At 60.7% G+C, this 16,146-nt stretch carries 13 protein-coding genes; 9 read left to right on the top strand and 4 right to left on the bottom strand.

Annotated features, from left to right (window positions below):
• Positions 1-63 precede the first annotated feature (63 nt).
• The gene (locus tag QNH97_RS03005) at positions 64-2,460 is read right to left on the bottom strand and encodes a PAS domain-containing sensor histidine kinase (RefSeq protein WP_283555543.1); all 2,397 of its coding nucleotides are present in this window, start codon (positions 2,458-2,460) and stop codon (positions 64-66) included.
• A 74-nt stretch (positions 2,461-2,534) separates the two neighbouring features.
• On the opposite strand from QNH97_RS03005, the gene QNH97_RS03000 reads away from it, so the two are divergent.
• Positions 2,535-3,530, top strand: a complete 996-nt coding sequence (locus QNH97_RS03000; protein ID WP_283555542.1) for an alpha/beta hydrolase family protein — start codon at positions 2,535-2,537, stop codon at positions 3,528-3,530.
• 165 nt (positions 3,531-3,695) lie between these two features.
• On the opposite strand, the gene QNH97_RS02995 is transcribed toward QNH97_RS03000, so the two are convergent.
• From QNH97_RS02995 to QNH97_RS02985, 3 genes are read right to left on the bottom strand one after another with little or no spacing between them, the layout of a single operon-like run.
• Positions 3,696-4,463: a TerB family tellurite resistance protein gene (locus tag QNH97_RS02995; protein ID WP_283555541.1), complete on the bottom strand. Its 768-nt coding sequence runs from the start codon at positions 4,461-4,463 to the stop codon at positions 3,696-3,698.
• Position 4,464: 1 nt separating this feature from the next.
• Complete coding sequence (murU, locus tag QNH97_RS02990; protein WP_283555540.1) at positions 4,465-5,136, bottom strand: N-acetylmuramate alpha-1-phosphate uridylyltransferase MurU; 672 nt, start codon at positions 5,134-5,136, stop codon at positions 4,465-4,467.
• Positions 5,133-6,158, bottom strand: coding sequence for an aminoglycoside phosphotransferase family protein (locus tag QNH97_RS02985; protein ID WP_283555539.1), 1,026 nt, complete (start codon positions 6,156-6,158; stop codon positions 5,133-5,135). The genes murU and QNH97_RS02985 overlap by 4 nt, the downstream gene beginning before the upstream one ends.
• A 130-nt stretch (positions 6,159-6,288) precedes the next feature.
• On the opposite strand from QNH97_RS02985, the gene QNH97_RS02980 reads away from it, so the two are divergent.
• The 8 genes from QNH97_RS02980 (at position 6,289) to QNH97_RS02945 (ending at position 16,140) form a co-directional block, all read left to right on the top strand.
• On the top strand, positions 6,289-9,087 hold the full coding sequence (locus QNH97_RS02980; RefSeq protein WP_283555538.1) for an LPS-assembly protein LptD: 2,799 nt from the start codon (positions 6,289-6,291) through the stop codon (positions 9,085-9,087).
• Entirely contained in the window at positions 9,068-10,384 is a 1,317-nt protein-coding gene (gene surA / locus QNH97_RS02975) for a peptidylprolyl isomerase SurA (protein ID WP_283555537.1), read from the top strand. The genes QNH97_RS02980 and surA overlap by 20 nt, the downstream gene beginning before the upstream one ends.
• The gene (gene pdxA / locus QNH97_RS02970) at positions 10,381-11,370 is read left to right on the top strand and encodes a 4-hydroxythreonine-4-phosphate dehydrogenase PdxA (RefSeq protein ID WP_283555536.1); all 990 of its coding nucleotides are present in this window, start codon (positions 10,381-10,383) and stop codon (positions 11,368-11,370) included. Before surA ends, pdxA begins: the two co-directional genes overlap by 4 nt.
• Complete coding sequence (rsmA, locus tag QNH97_RS02965) at positions 11,367-12,185, top strand: 16S rRNA (adenine(1518)-N(6)/adenine(1519)-N(6))-dimethyltransferase RsmA (protein ID WP_283555535.1); 819 nt, start codon at positions 11,367-11,369, stop codon at positions 12,183-12,185. The genes pdxA and rsmA overlap by 4 nt, the downstream gene beginning before the upstream one ends.
• Positions 12,186-12,299: 114 nt before the next feature.
• Entirely contained in the window at positions 12,300-12,680 is a 381-nt protein-coding gene (gene apaG / locus QNH97_RS02960) for a Co2+/Mg2+ efflux facilitator ApaG/CorD (protein ID WP_283555534.1), read from the top strand.
• Entirely contained in the window at positions 12,680-13,555 is an 876-nt protein-coding gene (locus tag QNH97_RS02955; RefSeq protein WP_283555533.1) for a symmetrical bis(5'-nucleosyl)-tetraphosphatase, read from the top strand. The genes apaG and QNH97_RS02955 overlap by 1 nt, the downstream gene beginning before the upstream one ends.
• A gap of 33 nt (positions 13,556-13,588) precedes the next feature.
• Positions 13,589-13,918 carry a thiosulfate sulfurtransferase GlpE gene (glpE, locus tag QNH97_RS02950; RefSeq protein ID WP_283555532.1) on the top strand — a complete coding sequence of 110 codons (330 nt, stop codon included), beginning with the start codon at positions 13,589-13,591 and terminating at the stop codon, positions 13,916-13,918.
• A gap of 299 nt (positions 13,919-14,217) precedes the next feature.
• Positions 14,218-16,140, top strand: coding sequence for a PrkA family serine protein kinase (locus QNH97_RS02945; protein ID WP_283555531.1), 1,923 nt, complete (start codon positions 14,218-14,220; stop codon positions 16,138-16,140).
• Positions 16,141-16,146: the final 6 nt, after the last annotated feature.

Raw genomic sequence — 16,146 nt, 5'->3', positions numbered from 1 at the left:
ACACCTCAATCAATGTGGGAGCGAGCTTGCTCGCGATAGCGTCAGCCCGGGCAACCCAAACCATCAGGCCTCATTCAACGGCACTCGCACCGACAGGGTCGTACCCTCCCCCGGCTCACTTTCCAAGGACAACTGCCCGCCCATGATCAGCACCCGCTCACGCATGCCGACCAGGCCAAAGGATGTCGGCCGCCCCGTATTGGCAATAAAGCCTACACCGTCATCGCTGACCGTCAGACACAATTCGTCGCCTTCCTGCACCAGAGTCAGCTCCACAGTATGCGCCTGGGCATGGCGCATCACATTGGTCAGCGCTTCTTGAAGAATCCGGAACAGGCCGATGGCCTTGGCGTCGCTCAAGGGCGGCAGATTGTCCGGCACCTGCACCAGGCAGGGAATCTGCGTTCGGGCCTCGAAGCGCCGGGCCTGCCATTCGATGGCCGAGGCGATGCCTGCATCGAGGATTGGCGGGCGCAGCGCCGTCGCCACGTCCCGCACCAGTTGAAATAACTGGGCAATCAGCCGTTTCATGCTGTTGAGCCGCTCCTGCAGGCCCGGATCGAGTTGTGCGTAGGCCAGTTCGCACATGGAAGTTTCAAGCTTCAACACCGTCAGCATCTGACCCAATTCGTCATGGACTTCCCGGGCAATGCGCGCCTTCTCCTCTTCCCGCACGCTTTCCAGGTGCGCCGACAACTCGCGCAATTGCTCCCGGGAGCTGGCCAGCTCCAGTTCGATGCGTTTGCTTTCGGTGATGTCCCAGACGATGCCGTCCCAGACGTAGGCGCCGTCTTCGAGACGACGGGTGATCGCCTTGATCTCGGCCCAGCGCTCCTGGCCTTCGCGGGTCAGGATGCGGCCTTGCCACGACCAGTCGCTGTCGCTGTCCAGCGCCTGGTCCTGGGTGCGGTGGTAACCGGCCTTGTCGTCCGGGTGCACCAGGCTGCGCAAACCGGTGTCGCTGCGGGCCAGAATCGCGGGGGAATAACCCACCAGGCTTTCGCTGCCTTCGCTGATGTAGGCAAAATCGATCTGGCCGGTCACCGGTGCCCGCTCCAGACGGAAGACCAGGCCCGGCACGTTGGCGGCGATGCCTTGCAAGCGCGCCTCGCTCTCGCGCAACGCCGCCAGCGCACGACGACGCTCGGTCACATCGTTGAGGTAAACCACCAGGTACTCGGCATCGCGAAAACGCAAGAAACTCAAGGAAACATCCGCCGGCAAGATACTGCCATCGGCCCGTACGCACTCGGTTTCGAAACTCTGTGGCGATTCATCACTGGCCCGGGCGCGCTTCCACAGGTTCAGCCAGCGGTCCATGTGCAGGCCCGGCTCGAAGTCGATCAGGGGCCGGTCGATAATGGCGCCCGCGGCATAGCCGAGCATGGTTTCAGCGGCGTGGTTGGCATAGCGCACGTGGCTGTCCCAGTTGACCCAAAGGATGCCGACGGTGCTTTGGTCGATGGAAAACTGCGTCAGGCGCAAGGCTTCTTCGCTGGCGGCACGCTGGGCAATGTCCTCCCGCGCGGAGCGCAGGCGACGCTCTAGGGCCCGTTGCTGGCGGCGCTGCCAGAACACGATGGCCACGCAGCTCAACAACAAGGCCAACAGCAGCAGAGTCAGGTTTTGCCAGAAGCCCGGGGTCTCGGTCAGGCGCGGATACTTGGGCTTGAGCCAGCGACTGTGCAGCTGTTCCAGATCCTTGGCCGGGATCGCCTGCAAACCGGCGTCGATGATTTCAGCCAATTGCGGCCAATCCCGGCGCGTGGCAACCCGGAGCAACTGCGGCAAGCCAATGTCGCCCACCACGACCAACCCGGAAAACTCAGGTTCGACCATCAACCGCCCCAACTGAGCTTCATCGACCACCGCGTAACGAGCCTGCTGGCTCAACAGCAATTGCAGGGCCTGGCGCTCCATCGGCACGCCTTGCAGATTCAGCATCGGGTAATTGTCGCGCAGGTAATCGGCCGTGGCACTGGGCATGCGCACCGCAACACGGCTCTGGGCGTCGAGTTTTTCCAGTTCCACGCCCTCGGCCCCCTTCTGCTCGCCGACGATCAGCTGCGGCACACGCATGTAGGGATCGGAAAACTGCCAGAGCCTGAGCCCGGTCGGCGTCTGGCTCAGGCCCGGAGCAACGTCCACTTCGCCGTTGCGCAGCGCAGCTTCAAGCTGCGCCAGGTCCTGGAAATTGCGCCAGGTCAGTTCGACATTCAACGCCTTGCCCAGCCATTGCATCAACTCGACATTGGTCCCCGATAAACGCTGCAAGCGCCGATCGTACTGCGCGTAGGGTGCCTGCAACACCAGGCCGACACGCAATTGCGGATGCTGCGCCAGCCACTCGCGCTGCCCTGCATTCAATTGCACCCCATGCGCCGATGGCGCGGGCGCGGCCCACGCCATCAAGGGAAGCCATAAACAGCCGATAACCCACAGGCAGCAAAAACGCATCATCGAAGTCTCATGCACTGACAAACACTGACCAACCCATTAGGCTGCCGGAAATACTTCTGGTCATGGAATATCCGATGTCCTCAGTTTATCGCCTGGCATTGCCAGCATTGTGCCTGTCGCTGATCCTGCCGAGTGCCTTTTCTGTGCAGGCCAGCGAACCGGCACCCGCCGCAGCGGAGCAGGCTGCCGAGGAAAAACCGGCCGAGCGCCAGCCTTTGCTTGAGCGTAGCCAGGAAGAAGCGACGGCGCTGGGACGGCAACTTCCACCTCAGGAACAACAACAGCTACAGACCGGCAGCGATACCTTCCTGGCGCTCTGGAAACCGGCCAACACCAGCGAACCCAAAGGCGCGGTCATCATAGTCCCCGGCGCGGGCGAAACCGCTGACTGGCCTGAAGTGATCGGCCCTTTGCGCAAAAAATTGCCTGACGTCGAATGGAGCAGCCTGAGTATCACCCTGCCAGACCTGCAAAGCGACGTCATCGCACCGCGCGTGGCGCAAGCATCGCCCGAGACCAAAGCGGCCGACACGGCGGCCGCGGCGCCGGACGCCACCACCGCAGCACCGATCGAACAGGTGGCAGGGGGCGAAGCCGATGCGGCAGACCCAGCCGCCGTCGAAACGAGTGAGGAACACGCTGGGGCCGATGCCGAGCGTATCTTCGCCCGCATCGATGCAGCACTGGCCTACGCCGAACAACAGAGCGCGCGCAGCATTGTCCTGCTGGGGCACGGCACCGGCGCCTATTGGGCCGCGCGTTACCTGAATGAAAAACAGCCCTCGCAGATCGAGCGCTTTGTGATGGTCGCCGCCCAGACGCCGGTCACCGCCAAACCCGGCCTGGCCGAACTGACGCCCACCCTGAAACTGGCCACCGCCGACATCTTCTACATGGACAAACCGCTGGATCGCAACGCGGCGCTTGAGCGTTTGCAGGCAAGCAAACGCTTGAAAGGCTCGACCTTCAGCCAGGTTTCCCTCAAGGCCTTACCGAACCCGTCGGCGGAGCAGGAACAGCTGTTTCGCCGGGTTCGCGGCTGGTTGAGTCCGCAGAAGCCGGGGGAGTGAGGTTTACCTGTTCTGTATGTCGGCGCACCCACCCTTGCTCCCGCTGGAGCGCGAAGCGCTCCCCAAAACAGGCTCTGCGGTTCTTCATGGAAACCCGGATTGCGACTGCTGTGCAGTCGAGCGGGAGCAAGCTCCCTCGCCACAGGGGATCGCAGTTCTCGACGTTTAGCGAAAGTCTCGTCGCTCCCGAATCAACCGATAGGCGTTGTGCAATTCCCGAGTCTTGTCAGTGGCTTCACGCACCTGCAGTGGAGTCGCCCCGCTGCCGGCGATCTTGTCCGGGTGGTGACGGCTGATCAGGCGTCGGTAGGCGCGCTTGATCTGCGACGGTTCACTGGTGGCGGAAACCCCCAGCAAACGCAACGCCTCCTGATACGTCACGCCACTGCTGGGCAGCGACAGTTTGTGCGGTTCGTAATCACTCGCCAAGGCCTGGACCTGTTGCTGGGTCCAGCCCAGCCACTTGCCCCACCGGGCAATCAATTCACGCTCGCCTACGCCCGCCTTGCCGTCCGCCCAAACCATCCGCCAGCAGGCCCGCAACACGCCTTCAGCCGCATGCGGCTGAGTGCTGAGGCGGCGCAGATAGCCGCGCAGGCGGACATCTCCGGACTTGCCTCGATTGAACGCTGCGATGGCCCGGCGTTGCGCCGATTCGCTCAAGTCCAGGGCGCGCATCTCCTGGCGGGCCTGCTGGATATGACCATCGACCACCCGCCCATCGCTTTTCGCCAAACGCCCCAGCAACGCAAACAACAATTCATCGTTGCGCAACGCCGGGCGCCCACCCAGACGCTCACGTAGCTGCGCCCAGCTCTGCAGGTTCAGGCGTCGATCCAACGCCTGTCCCAACAGCGCACCCAGCAAGGCCCCCGGAATGCTGGCTATGGCAAAGCCCGCCCCGGCTCCAATCAGAGTCCCTGGCCACCACATATTAACGACTCGCTTTTATCAAGGTTTCGACCTGCGCCAAACGTTCATGAGTGCCAACATCAATCCAATGCCCTTTCAGGTGCTCTCCACTGACGCGCCCCTCGGCCATGGCCTTGCGCAGCAGCGGTGCGAGCCTGAATGCACCGTCCGAGCAGCCGTCGAACAGTTGCGGGTGCAGGACGGCGATGCCGCTATAAGTCAGTTTGTCGGCAGCCGGCGCATCATCGTGAACCTTTCCGTCGGCCAGGGTGAAATCACCGCCCCGGTGGTGCTCGGGATTATCCACCAGCACCAGATGTGCGAGCCCTTGGAGTGGTTGGCGCAAGGCACTGAAGTCGTAATCGGTCCAGATGTCGCCATTGACCACCACGAACGCTTCATCACCCAGCAACGGCAAGGCCCGGAAAATTCCGCCGCCGGTTTCCAGCGGCGTGCCTTCCGGCGAATAACGAATTCGCACGCCGAACCGCGAACCGTCCCCCAAATGTTCCTCGATCTGCTGACCGAGCCAGGCGTGATTGATCACAATATCGGTAAAACCTGCCTTGGCCAGGGCCTGCAGGTGGTATTCAATCAAGGGCACGCCGCCAGCGCGAACCAACGGTTTGGGCGTGGTGAGGGTCAGGGGGCGCATGCGCTCGCCCTTGCCCGCTGCCAGGATCATTGCCTTCATGCCGTCGCCCCGGCCGCTTGACGCAGGCTGCCAAGCAACTCATCCAGCGGCGCCAGTTCAGGACGACGAGCGATGACCGCTTCTATATAGGCAAAGAAACGCGGCACATCGCCCAGATAATGCGGTTTGCCATCACGGTGGCAAATGCGCGCGAAGATCCCAATGACTTTGAGATGACGCTGTACGCCCATCAAGTCGCTGGCCCGCAGGAAATCCTCGAGATCCGGTTGGACCGGGATGCCGAGGGCGCCAGCCTGCTGCCAGTAATCCACCAGCCAACCGCGTACGCGCTCCTCAGGCCAGCTGAGAAAGGCGTCCTTGAACAGGCAGGTCACGTCGTAGGTAACGGGGCCATAGACCGCATCCTGGAAATCCAGCACGCCGGGGTTCGGCTCGCTGAGCATCAGGTTGCGTGGCATGTAGTCGCGGTGCACCAGCACCTTGGGCTGGGCCAGGGCGCTGTCGATCAGCAGGTCGGTAGCCTGTTGCCAGAGCTGTTGCTGGGCCGAATCGAGCTCGACACCCAGCTCATGCTTGACATACCACTCGGGGAACAACTCCAGCTCCCGGCGTAGCAAGGCGACGTCGTAGCTGGGCAACGGCGCTACCATCGGCAGTTGCTGGAAAGCCAGCAACGCTTGCAGTGCATCGTGGAATAAATCGTCGGCATTGTCGCCGTTGATCACATCCAGATAGGTCTGATTGCCCAGGTCATTGAGCAAAAGAAACCCGCGCTCAAGGTCCTCGGCGTAAATTTTTGGCACGTTGATGCCGGATTTCGCCAGCAAAAAAGCAATATCCACGAAAGGTTTGCAGTTTTCCTGGGGCGGAGGTGCATCCATCACGATGAAACTGCGGCCCTCGCCTTCCCAGCGGAAATAGCGACGGAAACTCGCATCGCTGCTGGCCGCGGTCAACGTGGCCGGGGGTACGGCGCCCCAGCCCTGTTGCGCAAAGAGGATCGGCAGCTGTTCATCCAGCCAAACTTTCAGGTGTTGCAAGCGTACATCTTGGTCGGGCATTGCAAGGGTCTCCGACGGCGCTAGCCGTCAAGCGGGTCATGCTTTATTATCCAGCATCTTTTTCAGACCATCGAGAGGCGTGCGGCCCACACCGCGGGCAGATGGCACGCAGGAAGCCCGGACTAATAAGATGGCATTGAAATCCCCCGCGTTTCGTAAAAAATTTCCGTTGCTGGTCACCGGCAGTCTGCTGGCCATGCAACCCCTGGCCTCTTCATTCGTCGTCGCGGCGCAGCAGTATGACTGCTCCGTCTCCGCTTCGGGTGCCTGGGACTGCTCACCCAAGTCACCGGCCGCTGCATTGCCGCCGCGCCCGGTGCATGAAGGCAGCGCAGTTGCCGACAGCGGCGACGCTGCGGCCGACAGCAGCTCGGGCGAACAGGTCGGCGACAAGCCGATGCTGGTCACCGAAGCCAAGGGCCGCGGCCTGAAGTCGCGCAGTGCAGACTACAGTCACCTGGACTGGGTTCCGCGTGAGAACCTCACGCCTGCACAATTGGCTGAGACCGGTCCTTACTGCTCGGGTGCCTACATCGAACCGACCCGTCCTGGCATGAACGACAAGACCGCCAAGAGTGACGCGCCGACGTTCCTGGGTGCCAAGGCTTCCCGCTACGAGCAGGAACAGCAGGTGGCGACCCTGGCCGGCGACGTGGTCATGCGTCAGGGCAGCATGCAGGTCGAGGCCGACGAGGCCAGCCTGTACCAGGCCGAGAACCGTGGCGAACTGAGCGGCAACGTGCGGGTTCGCGACAACGGCGCCCTGATCGTCGGCGACCACGCCGATGTACAGCTGGACACCGGCGAAGCCAAGGTCGACAACGCCGAATACGTGATGCACAAGTCGCGCATCCGCGGTAACGCGCTGTACGCCAAGCGTGCCGAGAACGCGATCATCCGCCTCAAGGACGGTACGTACACCACGTGCGAACCGAACAGCAACGCGTGGACGCTCAAGGGCAACAACATCACCCTGAACCCGGCCACCGGCTTCGGTACCGCGACCAACGTGACACTGCGGGTCAAGGACATTCCGGTCCTGTACACGCCGTACATCTACTTCCCGATCGACGACCGTCGCCAATCCGGCTTCCTGCCGCCGACCATCGGCAGCGGCAGCGACACCGGCTTCCTGCTGGTCACCCCGTACTACTTCAACCTGGCGCCCAACTACGATGCCACGTTGTACCCGCGCTACATGAGCAAGCGCGGCATGCTGATGGAAGGCGAGTTCCGCTACCTGACCAAGTCCAGCGAAGGTCAGTTCGGCGCCGCGTACCTCAACGATGAAGACGACGAGCGTAGCGGGCAGACCGATTACGACAAGACCCGCTACATGTACAACTGGCAGCACAAGGGCGGGCTGGATTCGCGCGTGCTGACGGAAGTCGACTACACCAAGATCAGCGACCCTTACTATTTCCAGGATTTGCAGACCGATCAGATCGGTGTCGAGTCCAAGGAGTATGTGAACCAGCAAGGGGTCGTCAGCTATCGGGGCGACAATTACGTTGCCCGCTTGAATGCCCAGGCTTATCAGATGGCGACGATTTCGAAGATCACGCCTTATAACCGTCTGCCCCAGATCACCTTTAATGGCTCGCTGCCCGAGCATCCGTATGGCCTGGATTTCGCTTACAAAACGGAGCTGGTGCGGTTTGATCGGAATCTGCGGACTGGCGATTACACAGATGAAGACGGTAACTCTGAACCGTTCCTTGATACTCGCGTATCAGGCTTGGCAAGGGCTAACGGCAACCGGCTGAATCTGGCGCCGGTTGTTAGCCTGCCAATGAATGCGAGCTACGGCTACATCAAGCCGTCGCTCAAGTACAAGTACACTCAATACGATCTGGATCTTGATGGCCGAGGCAAATCGCAAGTTGCCGCGCAAACCGCCGAGCAGGACCGCCTCAAAGGCACCTACAGCGGCAGCCAGAGCCGCGGTGTTCCAATTGCCAGCATCGACAGCGGCCTGTACTTCGACCGGGATACCCAGTGGTTTGGCAGTAACTACCGTCAAACCCTGGAGCCGCGCCTGTTCTACCTCTACGTTCCGGAGAAAGATCAGAGCGACATCCCGGTTTTTGACACCGGCGAATACACCTTTAGCTACTCTTCGCTGTTCCGTGACAATCGCTTTTCGGGTTCCGACCGTGTCGGCGACGAGAACAAGCTATCCCTGGGTGTAACCAGCCGTTGGATCGAAGAAAATGGCTTCGAACGCCAACGCATCAGCGTCGGTCAGGCTTTGTACTTCAAGGATCGCGAAGTCCAGTTGCCGGGTATTGACTTCAAGACCCGCGAAGACGCCAAGTCGGACGTGTCGCCTTATGCCCTGGAATATGAATTCCGCTGGAACCGCGACTGGCGCACCACCGCGACCTACAACTGGGATCCGGATACCCGCAGCCCCCGTTCGGGCAGTGCGATGTTCCACTACCAGCCTGAAGACAACCCGAACAAGGTCATCAACGCTGGTTATCGCTATCGCAACGACCAGGTCCGTTACGACCAGACCACCGGCCAATGGTCTGTGGGTGGCGGCGACTACGGCACGCCGGGCACGCCGGGCTATGTGAAGGACTACTACAAGATCCAGCAGCACGACTTCTCGGTCATCTGGCCAGTCGTGCCGCAGTGGAACGTGATCAGCCGCTGGCAGTATGACTACAACCGCAACCGTACCCTAGAAGCCTTCGGTGGTTTCGAATACGACAACTGCTGCTGGAAACTGCGCCTGATCAACCGTTACTGGGTCGACTATGAAGAATTCAGTCAAGCCGCCCCGGAAAACGAAAAAGGCGACCACGGCATCTTCCTCCAAATTGTTTTGAAGGGACTCGGCGGCCTCACCGGCGCCAAGGTAGAGAGCTTCCTCGACAAAGGCATCCAAGGTTATCGTGAACGTGAAGATCAAGCTTTCTGATTGTCTGCGCCCGCTGATGCTGGGCGCGCTGTTCCTGGGTACTGCGGCCAACGCCGCAGTACAGTCCATCGATAGAGTGGTGGCCATCGTCGACAACGACGTGGTCATGCAGAGCCAGCTGGATCAACGCGTCCATGAGGTGCAGCAAACCATCGCCAAGCGCGGCGGTGGCTTGCCGCCGCCGGGCGTGCTGGGCCAACAAGTGCTCGAGCGCCTGATCGTCGAAAACCTGCAGTTGCAGATCGGCGAACGCTCCGGCATTCGCATCACCGATGAAGAGCTGAACCAGGCCGTCGGCACCATTGCCCAGCGCAATAACATGAGCATCGACCAGTTCCGCGCCGCCCTGGCTCGCGACGGCCTTTCTTATGAGGACGCCCGCGATCAGATCCGCCGCGAGATGGTCATCAGCCGTGTGCGCCAGCGTCGTGTAGCCGAACGCATTCAGGTGTCCGAGCAGGAAGTGAAAAACTTCCTCGCCTCCGACCTGGGCAAGATGCAGCTTTCCGAAGAGCTGCACCTGGCGAACATTCTGGTCCCCACACCTGAAAGCGCCAACTCCGAAGCGATCCAGACGGCTTACCGCCAGGCGATGGACATCTACCAACAGCTCAAGCAAGGCGCCGACTTCGCTCAGATGGCCATCGCCAAGTCTGGCAGCGACAACGCCCTGGAAGGCGGCGACATGGGCTGGCGTAAACCCGCCCAACTGCCGCCGCCGTTCGACCGCGAACTGAGCACCATGGCGGTAGGTGACATCACCCAGCCAGCGCGTACGCCCGGCGGTTTCATCATCCTCAAAGTGCTGGAAAAGCGTGGTGGTGGCAGCCAGGTACGTGACGAAGTGCATGTTCGCCACATCCTGATCAAGCCAAGTGAAATCCGCAGCGAAGCTGAAACCAAGCGCCTGGCGGAGAAACTCTACGAGCGCATCGAAGCGGGCGAAGACTTCGCCGAACTGGCGAAGAGCTTCTCGGAAGACCCGGGTTCGGCGCTCAACGGCGGCGACCTGAATTGGGTTGATCCAAACGCTCTGGTACCCGAGTTCCGCCAGGTCATGGCCGACACGCCGCAAGGCCAGCTGTCCAAGCCGTTCAAGAGCCCTTATGGCTGGCACGTGCTGGAAGTCCTTGGCCGTCGCGCCACCGACAGCACCACCCAGGCTCGCGAACAACAGGCGATGACCGTACTGCGTAACCGCAAATACGACGAAGAGCTGCAAACCTGGCTGCGTCAGATTCGCGACGAAGCCTACGTTGAAATCAAACTCCCTGGTGCAGACCAGGCAGCACAGTGAAACCCAAGCGTTTCGCGCTGACACCCGGCGAGCCCGCTGGCATTGGTCCCGACCTGTGCCTGCTGCTCGCCTCGCAACCCCAGCCACATCCCCTGATTGCTATCACCAGCCGCGACCTGCTCCTTGAGCGGGCCGCGCAGCTGGGGGTGGTCGTCAACCTGCTACCGGTCTTGCCGAACGCCTGGCCGGACATCCCGGCGCCCGCTAACAGCCTGTATGTCTGGGATACACCTTTGGGCGCTCCGGTGGTTACCGGGCAATTGGACAAGGCCAACGCGAGATTCGTCCTCGATACCCTGACCCGCGCTGGCCAGGGCTGCCTGGACGGGGCTTTCGCCGGCATGATCACCGCGCCGGTGCACAAAGGCGTGATCAACGAGTCCGGGATTGCCTTCTCTGGGCATACCGAGTTCCTGGCAGACCTGACCCACACCGCACAAGTGGTGATGATGCTCGCCACTCGCGGCCTGCGCGTGGCCCTGGTGACCACTCACCTGCCCTTGCGGGACATCGCCGACGCCATCACCCCGGAACGCCTGGAGCGGGTCACACGGATCCTGCATGCCGACCTGCGGGAAAAGTTCGGCATCGCCCGGCCCCGTATCCTGGTGTGCGGGCTCAACCCCCATGCCGGTGAAGGCGGACACTTGGGCCGCGAAGAAATCGACATCATAGAACCTACATTGGAGCGCTTGCGCAGCGAGGGCATGGACCTTCGTGGCCCGCTGCCCGCCGACACTCTGTTTACCCCCAAATACCTGGAGCACTGCGACGCGGTGCTGGCGATGTATCACGACCAGGGCCTGCCCGTGCTGAAGTACAAAGGCTTCGGCGCGGCCGTCAACGTGACGCTGGGCCTGCCGATCATCCGCACGTCGGTGGACCATGGCACCGCCCTGGATCTGGCCGGCAGCGGCAGAATCGATACCGGCAGCCTGCAAGTCGCCCTGGAAACCGCCTACCAGATGGCCGAGACCCGTTTATGACCGAGCAATACCAACACCGCGCGCGCAAGCGCTTTGGCCAGAACTTCCTGCATGACCCTGGCGTGATCGATCACATCCTGCGCTCCATCAATGCCAAACCCACTGATCGCCTGCTGGAAATCGGGCCGGGCCAGGGTGCCCTGACCGAAGGCTTGCTCGACAGCGGCGCGCAACTGGACGTAGTGGAACTGGACAAGGATCTGGTCCCGATCCTTAACCAACAATTCGCCGGCAAGAGCAATTTCAACCTGCACCAGGGCGATGCGCTGAAGTTCGATTTCAACAGCCTGAACGCCGCGCCGAACAGCCTGCGAGTGGTCGGGAACCTGCCGTACAACATCTCCACGCCCCTGATCTTCCACCTGCTGAGCAACGCAGGCCTGATCCGCGACATGCATTTCATGTTGCAGAAGGAAGTGGTCGAGCGTCTCGCCGCCGGCCCTGGTGGTGGTGATTGGGGCCGCCTGTCGATCATGGTCCAGTACCATTGCCGGGTCGAACACCTGTTCAATGTTGGTCCAGGTGCGTTCAACCCACCGCCGAAAGTCGATTCGGCCATCGTCCGCCTGGTGCCCCATGCGGTCCTGCCGCACCCGGCCAAGGATCACCGGCTGCTGGAGCGCGTGGTACGCGAAGCGTTCAACCAGCGTCGCAAAACCCTGCGCAACACCTTGAAACTACTGCTCAGCAGCGCCGAAATCGAAGCCACTGGCGTCGACGGCAGCCTGCGCCCCGAGCAATTGGACCTGGCGGCTTTCGTGCGCCTGGCCGACAAGCTCAGCGAACAGGTTGCGCCGCAAGCCGACGCCAGCTGACGGACGATGATCCCTATCGGGTGGGACGCTACTCTGGTCTACTACCCGATACTTGGCCTAGACTGACTTCGTCAGCTACGCCCGCGTCCCGCTTCGCTTTTAAGGCCTTCTTGCATGTCTGATCCTCGTTATCAGGTCGACGTCAGCGTCACCACCCGCTTTCTGGCAGAACAATCGCAACCCGAACATAACCGTTTCGCCTTTGCCTACAACATTACTGTGCGCAATAACGGCTCTTTGCCAGCCAGGCTGCTGTCGCGGCACTGGGTCATCACAGACGGCGATGGGCATGTCGAAGAAGTGCGCGGCGAAGGGGTCGTCGGTCAGCAACCGTTGATCGACGTCGGTAAAAGCCACAGCTATAGCAGCGGCACGGTGATGACGACCAAGGTCGGCACCATGCAGGGCACCTACCAGATGCTGGCCGAGGACGGCAAACGCTTCGACGCCATCATCAAGCCCTTTCGCCTGGCGGTGCCCGGAGCTTTGCACTGATGGCCACGTATGCGGTCGGCGACCTGCAAGGCTGCCTCGATCCACTCAAGTGCCTGCTGGAACGGGTCGCCTTCGATCCGCAAAAAGATACGCTGTGGCTGGTGGGTGATCTGGTCAACCGTGGCCCGCAATCGCTTGAGACCTTGCGTTTTCTCTATGGCATCCGCCAGTCGCTGGTCTGCGTGCTCGGCAACCACGACCTGCACCTGCTGGCTGCCTGGCAGAACATCGAGCGCCTGAAAAAATCCGATACTCTGAGCGAAATTCTCAACGCCCCCGATTGCGTTGAACTGCTGGAATGGCTGCGCCAGCAAAAACTCATGCACTACGACGAGCAACGTAACCTGGCGCTGGTTCATGCCGGCATCCCACCCCAATGGTCCGTGCGCAAGGCGCTCAAGTGTGCCGCCGAGGTTGAACAGGCGTTGCGTGACGACAACCTGTTCGCGCCCTATCTGGATGGCATGTATGGCAACGAGCCAGTCAAATGGGACAGCGACCTAACGGGCGCCGCGCGCCTTCGAGTCATTACCAATTATTTCACCCGCATGCGCTTCTGCACTCGCGATGGCAAGCTTGATCTCAAGAGCAAGGAAGGCATCGAAACGGCCCCGCCTGGCTATGCGCCCTGGTTCAAGCACAAGGAACGCAAGACCCGTCACTTGAAAATCATTTTCGGTCACTGGGCGGCGCTCGAAGGCCAAAGCGACGAACCCGGGGTTTTCGCCCTGGATACCGGCTGCGTCTGGGGCAGCGCGATGACGCTGATGAACGTCGACACCGGTGAGCAACTGCGTTGCGATTGCGACGAGCAGGGTCACGCCAAACCCCATCACCCGACCACCGCACCATTGGCGGCGACCACCACCGTTTAATCGGCGCCGCGTTTCAGGCTACAGGAGCTTTATATGACCGAATTCAAGCGTATTCCCCCGGAACAGGCCCAGGCTCTGCGTGAACAAGGCGCTGTCGTCGTCGATGTGCGCGACCCTCAGACTTACGCGGCTAACCATATCCCGGGCTCGAAACACCTGGATAATCTTTCAATCGCCGATTTCATCCGCGCCGCCGATCTCGATGCGCCTACCGTCGTGGTCTGCTATCACGGCAACTCCAGCCAGAGCGCAGCCGGCTATCTGATCAGCCAAGGCTTCAGCGACGTCTACAGCCTGGACGGCGGTTTTGAGCTGTGGCGCACGATTTATCCTTCAGAAACAGCTCAAGGCAATCAGGAATAATTTTTTATGCCGTCCAAGCCCACGTGAACCGTGGGCTTGGACGCTGGCAGACGAACGGTCTGCCATAACTAATTACGCATTCCACCTTTACCTCTCCGATTCCGAACTATCCTTAGCCACAGGCCATCCAAAACAGGGGAGAGCCGGTACACCGGCGCACGGGTCATCGGGAGTAAGCGTTCAGGAGTCTGTATTCCTGGAAGCATTCTGGGGGGTAAGCGGCAGCTGGGTTCCCAGCGGCCGACCAGCATCGACTGATTGATCCGCCACCGGCTCCACGTATCGAGCGAGGTGACGTCATGAGCATTTTTAGCCACTTCCAGCAACGTTTCGAGTCCACGCGGCAGGAGGAATACTCGCTGCAGGAATACCTCGAACTCTGCAAGCAGGACCGCAGTGCCTATGCATCCGCGGCGGAGCGTCTGTTGCTGGCAATCGGAGAACCGGAACTGCTGGATACCTCGGCCAACTCGAGGCTCTCGCGGATCTTCTCCAACAAGGTGATTCGCCGCTATCCGGCCTTTGAGGACTTCCACGGGATGGAAGAATGCATCGACCAGATCGTGTCCTATTTCCGCCACGCCGCCCAAGGCCTGGAAGAGAAGAAGCAAATCCTCTATCTGCTCGGCCCCGTAGGTGGCGGTAAATCGTCCCTGGCCGAAAAGCTCAAGCAACTGATCGAGAAAGTGCCCTTCTATGCGATCAAGGGCTCACCGGTGTTCGAATCGCCCCTGGGGTTGTTCAACGCCACCGAGGACGGCGCGATCCTCGAAGAAGACTTCGGTATTCCACGCCGCTACCTCAGTACCATCATGTCGCCATGGGCCACCAAGCGCCTTTCCGAGTTCGGCGGCGACATCAGTCAGTTCCGGGTGGTCAAGCTCTACCCTTCGATCCTCAACCAGATCGCGGTGGCCAAGACTGAACCGGGGGACGAAAACAACCAGGACATTTCCGCCCTGGTGGGTAAAGTCGATATCCGCAAACTGGAAGAATTCCCACAGAACGACGCCGACGCCTACAGCTATTCTGGCGCACTGTGCCGGGCCAACCAGGGCCTGATGGAATTCGTCGAGATGTTCAAGGCGCCCATCAAGGTGCTGCACCCCCTGCTGACCGCAACCCAGGAAGGCAACTACAACAGCACCGAGGGCCTGGGGGCCATTCCGTTCACCGGGATCCTGCTGGCCCACTCCAACGAGTCGGAATGGCATACCTTCCGCAACAACAAAAACAACGAAGCCTTCATCGACCGGATCTACATCGTCAAGGTACCGTACTGCCTGCGCGTGACCGACGAGGTGAAGATCTACGACAAGCTGCTGTTCAACAGCTCACTGTCCAAGGCCCACTGCGCCCCCGACACGCTGAAGATGCTCGCCCAGTTCACCGTGCTGTCGCGCCTCAAGGAGCCGGAAAACTCCAATATCTATTCGAAGATGCGGGTGTATGACGGTGAAAACCTCAAGGACACCGATCCGAAGGCCAAATCGATCCAGGAGTACCGCGACAACGCAGGGGTCGATGAAGGCATGAACGGCCTGTCTACACGTTTCGCGTTCAAGATCCTCTCCAAGGTCTTCAACTTCGACCCCCATGAGATCGCCGCCAACCCGGTTCATCTGCTGTACGTGCTGGAACAGCAGATCGAACAAGAACAGTTCCAGGCGGAAACCCGCGAGCGTTACTTGCGATTCCTCAAGGAATACCTGGCCCCGCGCTACATCGAGTTCATCGGCAAGGAAATCCAGACCGCCTACCTGGAGTCCTACAGCGAATACGGCCAGAACATCTTCGACCGCTACGTGCTGTACGCAGACTTCTGGATCCAGGACCAGGAATACCGCGATCCGGAAACCGGCGAAATCCTCAACCGCGTAGCGCTAAACGAGGAGCTGGAAAAAATCGAGAAACCGGCTGGCATCAGCAATCCGAAAGATTTCCGTAACGAAATCGTCAACTTCGTGTTGCGGGCCCGCGCCAATAACAACGGCAAGAATCCAACCTGGCTCAGCTATGAAAAGCTGCGGGTGGTGATCGAGAAGAAAATGTTCTCCAACACCGAAGACCTGCTGCCCGTCATCAGCTTCAATGCCAAGGCCAGCAAGGAGGACCAGCAAAAACACAACGACTTCGTCACACGCATGGTCGAACGTGGCTACACCGACAAACAGGTACGGCTGCTCTCCGAGTGGTACCTGCGGGTCCGGAAATCGCAGTGAAGCAGC

The organism is Pseudomonas sp. G2-4 (genome assembly GCF_030064125.1).
Lineage (GTDB): Bacteria > Pseudomonadota > Gammaproteobacteria > Pseudomonadales > Pseudomonadaceae > Aquipseudomonas.
Note: the sequence above shows the minus strand (reverse complement) of the source record. Positions and strands in the feature narration are given on the sequence as shown.

Bases quoted from the DNA above. Each gene is read 5' to 3' on its own strand.
- QNH97_RS03005 (WP_283555543.1), bottom strand. From the start codon at position 2,460: ATGATGCGTTTTTGCTGCCTGTGGGTTATCGGCTGTTTATGGCTTCCC.
- QNH97_RS03000 (WP_283555542.1), top strand. From the start codon at position 2,535: ATGTCCTCAGTTTATCGCCTGGCATTGCCAGCATTGTGCCTGTCGCTG.
- QNH97_RS02995 (WP_283555541.1), bottom strand. From the start codon at position 4,463: ATGTGGTGGCCAGGGACTCTGATTGGAGCCGGGGCGGGCTTTGCCATA.
- murU (WP_283555540.1), bottom strand. From the start codon at position 5,136: ATGAAGGCAATGATCCTGGCAGCGGGCAAGGGCGAGCGCATGCGCCCC.
- QNH97_RS02985 (WP_283555539.1), bottom strand. From the start codon at position 6,158: ATGCCCGACCAAGATGTACGCTTGCAACACCTGAAAGTTTGGCTGGAT.
- QNH97_RS02980 (WP_283555538.1), top strand. From the start codon at position 6,289: ATGGCATTGAAATCCCCCGCGTTTCGTAAAAAATTTCCGTTGCTGGTC.
- rsmA (WP_283555535.1), top strand. From the start codon at position 11,367: ATGACCGAGCAATACCAACACCGCGCGCGCAAGCGCTTTGGCCAGAAC.
- apaG (WP_283555534.1), top strand. From the start codon at position 12,300: ATGTCTGATCCTCGTTATCAGGTCGACGTCAGCGTCACCACCCGCTTT.
- QNH97_RS02955 (WP_283555533.1), top strand. From the start codon at position 12,680: ATGGCCACGTATGCGGTCGGCGACCTGCAAGGCTGCCTCGATCCACTC.
- glpE (WP_283555532.1), top strand. From the start codon at position 13,589: ATGACCGAATTCAAGCGTATTCCCCCGGAACAGGCCCAGGCTCTGCGT.
- QNH97_RS02945 (WP_283555531.1), top strand. From the start codon at position 14,218: ATGAGCATTTTTAGCCACTTCCAGCAACGTTTCGAGTCCACGCGGCAG.